Genomic DNA, 12,767 nt, shown 5'->3' on the forward strand with positions numbered 1-12,767 from the left:
TCACGCGGTCGTCGCACGACCCGACGCAGGGCGTGCTTCTCGCATCTCCATGAGACTCATCGGGGACGCCGAAGTCCCCCCCGTCGCCCCGATCACGGGCGCGCCCTCGTCGTCCGGATCCAGGCCGATCCCGCGAAGCCAGACGGCCGCGGCGGCGCGTATCGACGAGATCTCGGAATGTCGGGGAATTCCGCAATCTGGGGTGTTGCGGCGCGCCTTATATCGATCTAGGCTACTGGATGAACCATGCACGCGTCCCCCACTTGCGAGGGTCAACGATGAAGTTCGTCCTGTATCGGGATAAGCGCGGCGAATATCGGTGGCGGCTGGTGGCCTCGAACGGCAAGATCATCGCCACCAGCAGCGAGGGCTACAAGGACAAGCGGGATTGCCAGGCGATGATCGACGCCATTCGCAAGAATGGATCGGCGACGATGGTCGTGGACGAAGTCGCGGCCAAGTGACGCTTGCGCAAGTCGGGTCGACGCCGCGATTTCGCGGCCCATTTCCGGCGATTTCGTCGAGAACCTTCGGGCCGTCGAGATCGTAGTATTCCTATGAGCATCACCATCGATCGACCGACCACGAAATCGCCCGTGGCGCTGGCCAGGGCGGCCCTGACCGTCGCGTGCGAGACGCTGCCAGCGTACTCGTCGAAGTTCTCACGCAAGGACTTCACCCAGCATCAGCTCTTCGCCATGCTGGCCGTCCGTCGTTTCCTGAAGCTCGACTACCGCGGCCTGGAAGTCCTCCTCCGCGAGTGGGCCGAGCTGCGCGAGGCCCTGGGGCTCCGCAAGGTCCCCGACCACTCGACGATCCAGAAGGCGGCCCGACGCCTGCTGGCGACCGACGCCCCCGTCCTCGGCTGGTTCGGCCCGCCGAGGTCGCCCCGCCGCGCGGCCTGAGCCGACGCGCCCCGTCCGCCGGCCTCTTCATCTTCGGGCCGACCGTTGAGCCGCACGGATCGCCTCGGCGGCCCAGGAGACGAGCAGCTCCGGGTCGCCGAGGACCCCTTGCGGCACCTCGTAATACGACTTCAACGTCTGCCGCTCGCTGGGCCGGAACGGCCCCATGCCGGCCGCCAGGTACTCCGGCTCCGACTCCACGTCGACCTTGAAATAGAGCCGCTCCCGGAACGCGAGCGCGAAGATCCTCCCCCGCTGATAGATCCCGCGGCCGCCGAACATCGCCCGGCTCGTGACCTCGCCCAGCGGGGAGAGCCGCTCGAGGACGTCGACGAACCAGGCCTGGGAGGGCTTCTCGCGGCTCGCGGGTCGACCGCCGCGCCGGGATCGTTCAGGCATGGTCCAGGATCTCAAGCCCGTATCTCGGGGCGGCTTCGCGCAATCGCGCGACGTCCTCGGGAGTCGGCGGGATCGGCGGCGAGTCGGGCCCTTCCAGTTTCGCGCCGACCTCCATGAAATAGTCGTCCAGGCCGGCGGGCGTCACGGCGATGATCAGCTTGCCGGCGTCCGGGCCGACGTTCCGGAACCGGTGCGGGACGTCGCGACGCCCGAGCAGCGAACCGCCCGCCGTGAGCCGCATCGTCGCGCCGGCGACCGTGAACTCGAACTCCCCCTCGACGACGTAGAACAACTCGTCCTCGCGGTGGTGGACGTGCGGCGGCGAGCCGTTGCCCGAGGGCACGTACGCCTCGAAGATGAAGCAGGCCCCGGCCGTCTCCGCGCCGGTGGCGAGGAACACGTAACGGTCGCCGACGATCGAATACACCGCTCGCGCCGCGAGATCATCTCGTGCTGCCATCGAAGATCCTCGTCTGGAGAGCGCCCGCCCCGGCGCGTCCTCGCGTCCGGTTCCGGGAGGCCCGAGGTGATTTTACCCGGCCTCTCGCCCCGCCGTGAGCGCCGTCATCGCCCCCGGATGAACTCGGGCGCGGCGTCTGGCGAGCGGAGCAGGCAGGCGGTCGGCTCGCCGTAGCCGCCGCCGGTGTCCAGCCGGATGCGGACGGCGTCGGCCTCGGGCCGGGCGACGCGCTCGTGGCCGGTGACCTGCACCTTGCCCGGGAAGGGCGAGGGCGAGGCGGAGAGGCTGCGGTCGGCCCCCAGCCAGACGGGGTACTCGTCCTCCCAGAGCATCGCCGTCACCGAGTCGGCCCGGGGCCGCATCGCCGCCCGATCCCAGCGCCGGGCCCGAAGCGCCGCGACCTGCTCGACGGCCCCCGCCTCCAGTTCGGGCGAGAGGCCGCAGTGCAGGAAGAGGTGTCCCGGCGCCTCGACGACCCAGCGCAGGCCGGTCAGGAACGCCCGGTGCGCCTCGGGCATCGCCTCCCGGAGGGCGTCGAAGGGCTCGGGGCCGGCGTCGACGCCGAGCCGCGCGGGACGGCCCAGGTACGAGGCGAAGGTGGCCTCGCAGTCGTAGATCGCCTTGTAGCGGTCGATCCAGTACGGCGAGAGCGGGCCTCCGTCGAGCCTCGCCGAGCGGATTAGGGCCAGGTCGTGGTTGCCCATGACGGCCGAGCCCCCGGCCGGCCGCCGGAGCAGCTCCAGGACGAGGTCGATCGTCCCCCGCGAGTCGGGGCCGCGGTCGACGTAGTCGCCCAGGAAGACGAGGGCGCAGTCGGGCCACTCGGGCCGGCGTTCGAGCGCGGCGACCAGCCGCTCCAGCTCGCGCCGGCGGCCGTGCAGGTCGCCGACGGCGATGATCGGGTAGTCCACGTCGTCGGCGAGGTTCATCAGAGCGGCGGACCGTCGTACCGCCCCGGCGGACGCCCGTCGCGGGACGTCCGGCCGGGGCCGGGATCGACCGTCCAGTCTATCAGTAGGCGTCGGAGCTGACGATCTCGCCGCCCGCCATAGTCCCCAGGGCGCGCCAGGTTTCGCGGTCGATCGAGTTCTTGATGAACCGGACGGAGCCGTCGCAGAAGGCCGTGTTGACGCCGCCGGGGTGGAACGAGCTGGCGGAGATGAGCCAGCCCGAGTTCCAGCCGTCGGAGAACGAGCCGTCGGCCTTGCACGACTTCGAGTTGGGGGGGCTGATGTGGTGGTAGCCGCCGCCCCGGCCGACGTCGCCCGACATCCAGTACTCGCCCTTGTAGTCCCAGGGGTTGGCGGAGTTCGTCCGCAGGCAGATCTGGTAGTCGGCCTCGTTCGACCCCGACGTCCCGATTCCGGCCGCCTGATAGTACATGAGGTTCAGGCCGGCCCTGCGGGCCCCGTCGCTCCCCTTGACCCACTCGCTGAAGATCACGGTGTTGCTCAGGCCGTCGGTGATCGAGGCGATGGTGGCCGCCGAGCCGACGTCGGCCGGCGAGTCGCTCGTGGCCGCCGAGTGGGCGCTCCCGCCGACGTAATAGGCCGGGCCGTTGATCCGGCCGCCGGTGTAGGCGCGGTTCGTGCCGACGTTGTTCGGGTAGTTCGACAGGCCGATGGGGAAGCTGATCGGGCTGCCGCTGGCCTGATTCAGCCCGGTGTTGCCCGCGTTGGCGTCGGACGGGCAGAGGAAGCTGCTGATCTGGATGGCCCCGGCCGTGCCGTTGATCAGCCGGCCGACGGCGTAGCCGGCGCCCGTGCTGGGCTTGACCGGCGAGACGTCGAAATTGATCGCGTTCATGGCCGCGGTCTGCTCCATGTAGGGCAGGATCCGCGTCTTCATCGAGTGCCGCTGCCAGACCAGGTTGGCCGCCGTATAGTAGCCGCCGGTCGGCGGCACCGCGCCGTTCGCCTGGATGTAGTTGTGGATCGCCAGGCCGAGCTGCTTCAGGTTGTTCGTGCACTGGATCTTGCGGGCCGCCTCGCGGGCGGACTGCACGGCGGGCAATAGGAGCGCGATCAGGACGGCGATGATGGCGATCACCACCAGCAGCTCGATCAGCGTAAAGGCTCGTCGCGACACGTTCTCGTTCTCCTCCGGGATGGAAATGGAATCGAGGCCCGACTTCGCAGCCGGACCTCGACCGTCAAGGCTCGAAAGCGACCCCGAGGCCGGGCGTGGGCCGGCTCAGCGCGGTCGCCTTTTGTACTGGATCGCCGGCGGCTCCGCCTGGGCGGCCGCCTCCTCCGACGTCTGCGGGGCGTCGCTCGTGACGATCGGCTTCTCGATCTCCGACGCGTTGGGGTTGCTCGACTCGCAGCCCGCCGTCGCGCCCAGGCCGACCCCCAGGGCCAGCATCGACAGGCCGCGAATTCCCCGGATCCTCAATCCCATCGGCCGTTCCTCATACTTCGTCTCGATCGCGGTGAATCGCGCCCGCCTCGCAGTCGCGTCCGAACGTCTCGCGAGCGGCGCCGTCCCCGCCCCCTTCGATCGCGATCGGATCGGGGGCGAAAACGAATTCTATCGGAGTCGTCCACGCCATGTCGAGACATGTTCTCGGCATCATGGACCATGGCGCGCCGCGACGGGGGGCGGCCTCGACGAGCCTCTGCTCGGCTCGCAGGACCGATCCTACCGCGAAGCCGTGCAGATTCCGTGAAGACTCCGAGAGAATTCGGAGTCAGGCCATCCGCGGGTATCATCCCTGGCCGATCCGCCCCCAGACCTCGCCCGACTCCACACGGCTCTCGACGACGTTCGCCGAGTGGCCGGGGATGGTGGTGCAGCGGCCGTCGCGGAGGCGGAACCGCCAGCGGTGCAGCGGGCAGAGGACCTCGTGGTCCTCGATCCAGCCCGAGCCGAGGGAGCCGCCGGCGTGCGGGCAGCGGTCGAAGAGGACCGTGACGGCGTCGCCGTCGCGGAGCACCGCCAGCCGCGCGCCGGCGGCCTCGACCGTCCGGCCGCGGCCTTCGGGGATCTCGTCGAACCGGCAGAGATAGAGCCATCCGCCCATCGGCGCGATCCTCACGAGCCCCGATTCCGACCCGCGGCCGCGACCTAGGACTTGCGTCCGAGGTCGCGCCGCCATTAGATTCTAGCAGGCGGGCGGCGGGTGCGGATCGGCACGGCGGGGAAGGGACGGCGCGTGAAGCAGGCGGGGGCCAATCCGGGATGGGTCCGGCGACTCGCGAGCCTCGCGATCGCCTGCGCGGCGGTCGGCTGCGACGGCGGCGGGGCGTCGACGGCGGACCTCGTCTGGGGCGTCCACGGCACGAAGGCCGGCTGGCTGCACAAGCCCCGCGTCGCGGCGTTCGACGACGAGGACCACCTCTACCTCGCCGACCTCACCGACCGCATCCAGGTCTTCGACCGCGACGGCAACTACCTCCGCGGCTGGCGCACGCCCGACTTCAACGTCGACGGCCCCAGCGGCCTGACGGTCGACCGCCACGGCCGACTGCTCGTGGCCGACACCCACTTCTACCGCGTCCTGGTGTACGACGCGAAGGGCGGGCTGCTGCTCCAGATCGGCGACGGCGTGCAGGGGACGACCCCGGGACGCTTCGGCTACCCGACCGACGTGGTGATCGACCGGGCGGGGAACTTCTACGTGTCGGAGTACGGCGAGAACGACCGGATCCAGGTCTTCTCGCCCGAGGGCCGGTGGCTCCGCCAGTGGGGCGGCCACGGCTACGAGCCCGGCGAGTTCCTCCGCCCGCGCGCCATGGCGATCGACGCCGACGACCGGATCTACGTCGCCGACTCCTGCAACCACCGGATCCAGGTCTTCGACGTCGACGGCAAACTGCTGAGGATGTGGGGGACGCGGGGCGCGGGGCCCGGCGAGATGAGCTATCCTTACGACCTGTCCCTCGCCCCCGACGGCTCGCTGATCGTCTGCGAATACGGCAACAGCCGCGTCCAGAAGTTCAGCCGCGAGGGCAAGTCGCTGGCGACCTGGGGAGGACCCGGCCGCCGGCCCGGCGAGCTGTACAACCCCTGGGCCCTGGCCGTCGACTCGCGCGGCGTCGTCTCGGTGATCGACTCGAACAACCACCGCGTGCAACGGTTCCGGCTCTGAATCGACGGGCGGGCCTCGACCTTGGGAGGGCGTGGGGAGGATGCTGGGAAACCTCTCGATCAGCTTCGGCCGGCCGCTCTGGCTGGTGCTGATCCCGCTGATCCTGATCCCCCTGATCGCGATGGGCCGCGGCGGCCTGTCGGGGATGGGGCGGGGCCGGCGCGCCCTGGCGATCCTCCTGCGGGCGGCGGTCGTGACGTTGATCGTGCTGGCTCTCGCCGAGATGCAGTCGGTGCGGCGGTCCGAGCGGCTGACGACCATGTTCCTGATCGACGCCTCGCAGAGCATCCCCCGCGAGCAGGAGAAGGCGGCGCTCGACTACGCGGCCGAGGCCTCGCGAAAGCGGCGGAAGGACGACCTGGTCGGCGTCGTCGTCTTCGGCGCCAGCCCGCGCGTCGAGGTCCCGCCCGCCCCCAGCGAGCTGAACCTGATGGGGATCGAGTCGTCGATCGACGCCGAGAACACCGACGTCGCCGCGGCGCTCAAGCTGGCCCTGGCCTCGTTCCCCGAGGACACGGCGCGGCGGGTGGTGATCCTCTCCGACGGCAACGAGAACCGCGGCAGCCTGCTGGAGCAGGCGCTCGCCGCCAAGGGCCTGAACGTCCAGGTCGACGTGGTCCCGATCGAGTATCACTACGACAAGGAAGTGCTCGTCGAGAAGGTGGCGATCCCCCCCGACGTGAAGAAGGGGGAGACGGTCAACATCAACGTCGTCGTCCGGGCCAGCGAGCCCTCGCGCGGCTCGCTCCAGGTCTTCCAGAAGACCGACGGCCACACGGGAGTCGCCGCCGGCAACGAGAAGCCCACGCCCGTCGAGCTGCAGCGCGGGATCAACGTCTTCACGCTCAAGCAGCTGATCACGGAATCGAACTTCTACACGTTCACCGCCGAGTTCACCCCCGAGGCCGGCGGCGGCGACAGGCGGGCGATCAACAACGTCGCCGAGGGCTTCACCCACGCCCGCGGCAAGGCGCAGGTGCTCTTGATCGAGGGGACCGCCGGCGAGCACGCCGAGCTGGTCAAGGCCCTCCGCGAGAAGGAGATCGAGGTCCGGACGCTCACGGCCCCGCGGATCGACGGCTCCGGGGGCGTCGGCGGCGACCCCCTGCCGACCGACGTCGCCCAGCTCCAGCCGTTCGACGCCGTCATCCTCGCCAACGTCCCCAAGGAGGCGTTCACCGAGGCCCAGCACCAGCTGCTGGCCTCCAACTGCCACGACCTGGGCGCGGGCCTGATCATGCTGGGGGGCCGCGACAGCTTCGGCGCCGGCGGCTGGATGAACACGCCCGTCGAGAAGGCCCTGCCGGTCGACATGCAGATCAAGGCCCTGAAGGTGCAGGGCCTGGGGGCGATGGTCCTGATCATGCACGCCAGCGAGATCCCCGAGGGGAACTACTGGCAGAAGGTCGTCGCCAAGGCGGCCATCAACGCCCTCTCCACCTACGACTACGCCGGCATGCTCCACTGGGAGGGCCAGGAGGCCTGGCTGTTCACCCTGCGGCCGATCGGCTCGGGCCGGCCGAGCATGCTGCGGGCCGTCGACCGCATGACCCCCGGCGACATGCCCGACTTCGACCCCTCGCTCGTCAAGGCGATGACCGGCCTGAACGCCGTGCGCGACGCCATGAGCAAGCACATCGTCATCATCAGCGACGGCGACCCCACGCCCCCCACCCCGGGCGTGCTCAGCCAGCTCGCCGCCAGCAAGATCACCGTCACGGCCGTCCTCACCGCCGCGCACGGCAGCGACCCGGGCGCGTTCTCGGTCATGCAGAACATCGCCCGCCGCACCAAAGGCCGGTTCTACAACGTGACCAATCCCAAGGCCCTCCCCCAGATCTACCAGAAGGAGGCGAGGACGATCTCGCGCCCCCTGATCTTCGAGCAGGAGACGCCCTGGCTGGCGAAGCTGCAGAGCCCGATCACCGAGCCCGTCATGGGCCTGACCGGGGCGCTGCCGCCGATCTCGGGCCTGGTGCTGACGAGCCTGAAGGAGAACGAGCTGGTCGAGGCGCCGATCCTCTCGCCGCTGCCGGGCGGGCAGGTGAACCCGGTGCTCGCCCACTGGACCTACGGCCTGGGCCGCTCGGTGGCGTTCACGTCCGACGCCGGACGGCGGTGGGCGCGCACCTGGCCCGACTGGGACAACTACGCCGCCTTCTGGTCGCAGGTCGTCCGCTGGGCGATGCGGCCCGCCGAGCAGGGCAACCTGACGATGAGCGTCCGCCGCGAGGACGGCCGGATCAAGATCGCGGTCGACGCGCTCGACAAGGAGGACCAGTTCCTCAACTTCCTGCAGATCCAGGGGAACGTCGTCGACCCCGACCTGAAGGCGTCGCCCATCGTCCTCAGCCAGACCGCCCCCGGGCGCTACGAGGCGACCTTCGAGGGCGCCGACCGCCGCGGCAACTACTTCGTGAACCTGGGCTACCGCGGGCCCGACAAGGCCCAGGGGGTCGTCTCCAGCGGGATCTCGGTCCCCTACTCCGACGAGTACCGCGAGCTGCGCTCGAACCCGACGACGCTGCAGACGGCCGCCGGCCTGACCGACGGCCTGGAGGTGGCGTGGAAGACCGCGCCCGACGGCCGCATCGACCTGGCCCGCACCCTCGAAGGCGTCGACCACTTCCGGCGCGACCCGGGCCTGACGATCCCCCGGGCCTTCCGCCCGCTCTGGCCGGTCCTGCTCTGGTCGGCCGCCCTGCTCTTCCTCGGCGACGTCGCGGTGCGGCGGATCGCCGTCGACTTCGAGCGGGCCTTCCGCAAGCTGGGCGAGGCCTGGCGGCGGTTCCGCGGCGAGGAGGTCGAGGTCCGCAGCGACTACCTCGACCAGCTCAAGTCGCGCAAGGCCGAGGTCGGCGAGCAGCTCGACCGCTCCCGCTTCGCCTCGCGGTTCCAGGACGCCGACGCGCCCGAGGCCGCGACGGCAGGTGCCGCCGAGCCGCCGACCTCCGCCCCGGCCGCCGACCGCCCCAAGCCCGCCCGCCCCGGCCCCGGCGAGGCCGGCGCCGGCCTCGCCCCCGAGGCCCTGAAGCCCGAGGAGGCCGGCTACACCAACCGCCTCCTCAAGGCCAAACGCCGCGTCTGGGAAGAGCGGGACAAGGGGGACGCGGAATGATTCCGCCGCGACGTTCGTTCCAGATGACGGCCGTGGGGACGATGAAGCTTGTCGCCTTCCTAGGCCTGGCCCTAGGCGCAAGTCGCCTGCTGCACGGCACGTATTACGAAGAGTACATCCGACTCCAGTCCCAGCTCGACCGCATCGACGGAATCACCGGCATCGAGATCAGGAGCGAGGATGACATCACTTACGAGGTCCATTCCGTCCGGTTCTGCATCGGCGGGCACCCCGACGCGGTGGTCATCTTCGATGAACCGGATCTCGACGCCGGATTGCTGGATCGGCCGAGGCATCTATATATCCGCAGGCTCGGTCCCTGGGAGTTTCATCAAGCCCGATACGGACGCGTAGGAGCGAGCCCCGACAGACCGGGGCCGGCGACGTTGCTCGCGGTGTCCTCCGCCATCGACGTCGGTCCCCGCGGGCCTTTCGCGGCCATGCTGCCTTGCCGGATCGAGAATGCCAAGGACGTTGTGGCGAACTATGACAGCCTTGTGAAAACCTTCGCCTCCTGGCCGGACGAGACAACCTGGGGCGTTCTGGACGAGTCGCCCGGGATTCAAACAGCCTTCTGTCGAACCTCCATCGGGACGGGCCGACCGCTTCCGAGCCCTCCGCAGTTCCCCAGATTATGGTGATCAACGCGACGCCGAACCATACTTCGGCGTTTCAATACTTATACACATACGTTTTCGCGAAAGGAGCCTCGGCGATGGCTGACGACGCGCCCTCGAGAGGGGCCGACATGGAGGCGCGGGCCGGCGAGTTCCGCGACCGCTACAACCAGGTGAAGGGGGAGATCGCCAAGGTCATCGTCGGCCACGACGAGATCGTCCACGGCGTGCTCACCTGCCTGTTCGTCGGCGGCCACGCGCTGCTGGAGGGGGTGCCGGGGCTGGGCAAGACGCTGCTGGTGCGGACGCTGGCCGACGCGCTCTCGCTCGACTTCAACCGCATCCAGTTCACGCCCGACCTGATGCCGGCCGACGTCGTCGGCACCAACGTGATCGCCGAGACGCCCGACGGCCGCCGCGAGTTCCAGTTCCAGCGCGGGCCGATCTTCTCGCAGATCGTCCTGGCCGACGAGATCAACCGCGCCACGCCCAAGACCCAGTCGGCCCTGCTGGAGGCCATGCAGGAGCACTCCGTGACCGTCGGCGGCACGATCCACCGGCTCAAGGAGCCGTTCTTCGTCATGGCGACGCAGAACCCGATCGAGCAGGAAGGGACGTATCCGCTGCCGGAGGCCCAGCTCGACCGCTTCCTGTTCAAGCTCGTCGTCGGCTACTCCACCCGCGAGGAGTTGGCGACGATCCTCGATCGCACGACCCGCAACGATCGCCCCCAGGCTGAGAAGGTGCTCGACGGCGACGACCTGATCCGCTTCCAGAAGCTCGTCCGCGAGATCATCGTCGCCCCCCACGTCCAGGATTACGCGATCCGCCTGGCGTTGGCCACCCATCCCCAGGGCCCGTTCGCGGCCGCCGTGACGAACCAGTACGTCCGCTGGGGCAGCAGCCCGCGCGGGGTGCAGACGCTCGTCCTGGCGGCCAAGGTGCGCGCCCTGCTCGACGGTCGGTACAATGTGTCGTTCGAAGACCTTCGCCGGGTCTACCTCCCGGCCCTCCGGCACCGGGTCCTCCTCAACTTCGAGGCCCAGGCCGAGGGGATCGACCCCGACGAGGTGCTCCTGAAGGTTCTGGACTCGGTCCCCGAGAAGGCCGAGACCAGCGCCGCCGTGGCGTGAGCCGAGGACCGACCGATGCCGCTCGACCAGAAACGCGATTCCGCCATGCACGACGTCTACGACCCGCCCCCCGCGCCCGAGATCGACTGGGAGGGGCCCGGCCGCGAGCCGTTGATCGTCTCGCGCGGCGACCTCGCCTGCCTGATCGCGCTCTGCCTGCTCTTGTTCCTCGCGTCGGCGGCCTTCTGGCGGAGCGAGCCGATCGTGGCCGTGATCGCCGCCGGCGCGGGGTCGCTGATCGTCATGGAGAGCTGGCTCACGGCGCTGGGCTCGTTCCACCGCCGGCCGCCGCTGAGCCTGCGGGCCCGCTGGACGGTCTTCCTCGCGGCGCTCCTGCCCTGGATCGTGGGAGTGGCCGCCGCCGTGGCGTTCCTGCTCGCGCTCTTCTGGGCCTCGGATCGTTTCCTGTTGATTTGACGGCCGGGGCCGCGAGCGAGCGAGAGGGGACCGCATCATGACCGCCGAGGCCGCGACGCCGCTCCTGGACCCCGAGTTCCTGCACAAGCTCGAACAGCTCGAGCTGGTCAGCCGCAAGATCATCGTGGGCCGCATGAAGGGCGAGCGCAAGAGCCGGCGGCGGGGGACCTCGGTCGAGTTCGCCGAGCACCGCCCGTACGCGGCCGGCGACGACCTGCGGCACATCGACTGGAACGCCTACGGCCGGCTCGACCGCCTCTTCCTCAAGCTCTTTTTGGAGGAGGAGGACCTGCACGTCCACACGCTCGTCGACTCCAGCCTGTCGATGGGCTTCGGCGAGCCTTCCAAGCTGCACTACGCCAAGCAGGTGGCCGCGGCCCTGGCGTTCGTCGGCCTGGTGAACAACGACCGGATCATCCTCGAAGCGTTCGCCTCGCGGCTCCAGGCGGGGATCCCCAACATCCGGGGCCGCTCGCAAATGTGGAGGATCGTCGACTACCTGGAGCGGCTCCAGCCGTCGGGCGAGAGCGACCTCACCGCCGCCGCCCGCGACTTCGCCCTCCGCCGCGGGGGCAAAGGGGTCGTCGTCGTCATCTCCGACTTCCTCGACAAGCACGGCTACGAGGACGCCCTGCGCTACCTGCTGGCGCGCAAGATGGACGTCTTCGTCATCCACGTCTTGAGCCGCGAAGAGGTCGAGCCCGAGCTGGTCGGCGACCTCCGCCTGGTCGACTGCGAGGACGACGAGGAGGCCGACGTCACCGTCTCCGCCCCGCTCCTGAAGCGCTACAAGGAGAACCTCGACGCCTTCGTCGGCGGCCTCCGCGACTACTGCACCCGACGCGGGATCACGTACGTCTTCACCACCAACCAGTACCCCTTCGACAAGCTCGTGCTCAACTACCTGCGCGAGCGTGGGCTCCTCAAATGAACCGCTTCTGGATCACCAACCCGCTCACGTTCTACACGGCCGGCGGCCTGATCGTCGCCTACGTCCTCTACATGATGATCGCCCGCCGCAAGGGCGAACGCCCCGGCCACGCGGGGCATGAGCCGGAGCTGTAATTCTAAAGTCCTTCCCCCCTCGTCGGGGAAGGCGGCCGAAGCCCGGATGAGGGGGAGACGAGCAGGCCGAGCGTGGACTTTCGAGGCCGACCCTCCGAATCCTTCTCCCGCCGGGAGGAGCCGCCGCCCAGCGGCGGATGAGGGTCGGCGGAGTTCGTCATCGTGTCGCCGAATGCATCCTGACTCAGGTGAGCCTCCCGATGGACGAGCGAGGATTCATCGTTCACTCGACGCATCGGAATCCCAAGAAGGGTGGACTCTGGCTCTTTTCACGTTTTCCGCGGGCGGGTTCGGATGGGTTTCCTGAATTCATCGCCGATGAAGAAGTCGATCTGCTGATCGCCGACGGGGGGAGGATCAGGACCCGCGTCGTCGAATGTCACCCGATCTTCATCGACCCGGTCGACCTCCCCCATATAACATTCGGCATGTTCGTATCTTTGACGATCGAGGACGCATCCAGGCTCCGAGGAGCTAGGGTCCAGGCCGTTTGTGAATCCAAAATGAGGGACGGCTCGTAAGTCCCTGTTCGCGAGCATGGAGATCGCCGACGACCGGCCCTT

The 12,767-nt window shown here is 69.3% G+C and carries 15 protein-coding genes; 9 read left to right on the top strand and 6 right to left on the bottom strand.

Translation table 11 applies throughout. From position 1 onward, the window contains the following. Positions 1-278 precede the first annotated feature (278 nt). Positions 279-464, top strand: coding sequence for a YegP family protein (locus PZE19_RS11860; RefSeq protein ID WP_277860828.1), 186 nt, complete (start codon positions 279-281; stop codon positions 462-464). A 132-nt stretch (positions 465-596) separates the two neighbouring features. Continuing rightward, a complete protein-coding gene (locus tag PZE19_RS11865) occupies positions 597-905 on the top strand; it encodes a transposase (protein ID WP_277860829.1) in 309 nt (102 codons plus the stop codon). A 27-nt stretch (positions 906-932) separates the two neighbouring features. On the opposite strand, the gene PZE19_RS11870 is transcribed toward PZE19_RS11865, so the two are convergent. The 6 genes from PZE19_RS11870 to PZE19_RS11895 form a co-directional block, all read right to left on the bottom strand. Further along, a complete protein-coding gene (locus tag PZE19_RS11870) occupies positions 933-1,304 on the bottom strand; it encodes a TfoX/Sxy family protein (RefSeq protein WP_277860830.1) in 372 nt (123 codons plus the stop codon). After that, positions 1,297-1,764 carry a cupin domain-containing protein gene (locus PZE19_RS11875; RefSeq protein ID WP_277860831.1) on the bottom strand — a complete coding sequence of 156 codons (468 nt, stop codon included), beginning with the start codon at positions 1,762-1,764 and terminating at the stop codon, positions 1,297-1,299. Before PZE19_RS11875 ends, PZE19_RS11870 begins: the two co-directional genes overlap by 8 nt. Before the next feature lie 104 nt (positions 1,765-1,868). Next, positions 1,869-2,693, bottom strand: a complete 825-nt coding sequence (locus PZE19_RS11880; protein ID WP_277860832.1) for a metallophosphoesterase — start codon at positions 2,691-2,693, stop codon at positions 1,869-1,871. A gap of 82 nt (positions 2,694-2,775) precedes the next feature. Then, a complete protein-coding gene (locus PZE19_RS11885; protein WP_277860833.1) occupies positions 2,776-3,852 on the bottom strand; it encodes a DUF1559 family PulG-like putative transporter in 1,077 nt (358 codons plus the stop codon). A gap of 105 nt (positions 3,853-3,957) precedes the next feature. Continuing rightward, positions 3,958-4,164, bottom strand: a complete 207-nt coding sequence (locus tag PZE19_RS11890) for a hypothetical protein (protein ID WP_277860834.1) — start codon at positions 4,162-4,164, stop codon at positions 3,958-3,960. Between the two features lie 307 nt (positions 4,165-4,471). Then, positions 4,472-4,786 (bottom strand): Rieske (2Fe-2S) protein, encoded by a 315-nt coding sequence (locus PZE19_RS11895; protein ID WP_277860835.1) that lies wholly within the window; start codon positions 4,784-4,786, stop codon positions 4,472-4,474. Positions 4,787-4,918: 132 nt separating this feature from the next. Here PZE19_RS11895 and PZE19_RS32935 point away from each other — a divergent pair, with 132 nt between their 5' ends. The 7 genes from PZE19_RS32935 to PZE19_RS11930 all read left to right on the top strand — a co-directional run bounded on the left by PZE19_RS32935 (position 4,919) and on the right by PZE19_RS11930 (position 12,204). Continuing rightward, on the top strand, positions 4,919-5,854 hold the full coding sequence (locus tag PZE19_RS32935; protein ID WP_277860836.1) for an NHL repeat-containing protein: 936 nt from the start codon (positions 4,919-4,921) through the stop codon (positions 5,852-5,854). Positions 5,855-5,894: 40 nt separating this feature from the next. Further along, entirely contained in the window at positions 5,895-8,972 is a 3,078-nt protein-coding gene (locus PZE19_RS11905; protein ID WP_277860837.1) for a VWA domain-containing protein, read from the top strand. Then, positions 8,969-9,613, top strand: a complete 645-nt coding sequence (locus PZE19_RS11910; protein WP_277860838.1) for a hypothetical protein — start codon at positions 8,969-8,971, stop codon at positions 9,611-9,613. Before PZE19_RS11905 ends, PZE19_RS11910 begins: the two co-directional genes overlap by 4 nt. Positions 9,614-9,687: 74 nt before the next feature. Beyond that, on the top strand, positions 9,688-10,722 hold the full coding sequence (locus tag PZE19_RS11915) for an AAA family ATPase (RefSeq protein WP_277860839.1): 1,035 nt from the start codon (positions 9,688-9,690) through the stop codon (positions 10,720-10,722). A gap of 15 nt (positions 10,723-10,737) precedes the next feature. Further along, positions 10,738-11,139, top strand: coding sequence for a hypothetical protein (locus PZE19_RS11920; RefSeq protein WP_277860840.1), 402 nt, complete (start codon positions 10,738-10,740; stop codon positions 11,137-11,139). Positions 11,140-11,176: 37 nt separating this feature from the next. Next, positions 11,177-12,070 (top strand): DUF58 domain-containing protein, encoded by an 894-nt coding sequence (locus PZE19_RS11925; protein ID WP_277860841.1) that lies wholly within the window; start codon positions 11,177-11,179, stop codon positions 12,068-12,070. Further along, positions 12,067-12,204 carry a hypothetical protein gene (locus tag PZE19_RS11930; RefSeq protein WP_277860842.1) on the top strand — a complete coding sequence of 46 codons (138 nt, stop codon included), beginning with the start codon at positions 12,067-12,069 and terminating at the stop codon, positions 12,202-12,204. The genes PZE19_RS11925 and PZE19_RS11930 overlap by 4 nt, the downstream gene beginning before the upstream one ends. Positions 12,205-12,767: the final 563 nt, after the last annotated feature.

This window comes from Paludisphaera mucosa, from assembly GCF_029589435.1.
Taxonomy (GTDB): Bacteria; Planctomycetota; Planctomycetia; order Isosphaerales; family Isosphaeraceae; genus Paludisphaera; species Paludisphaera mucosa.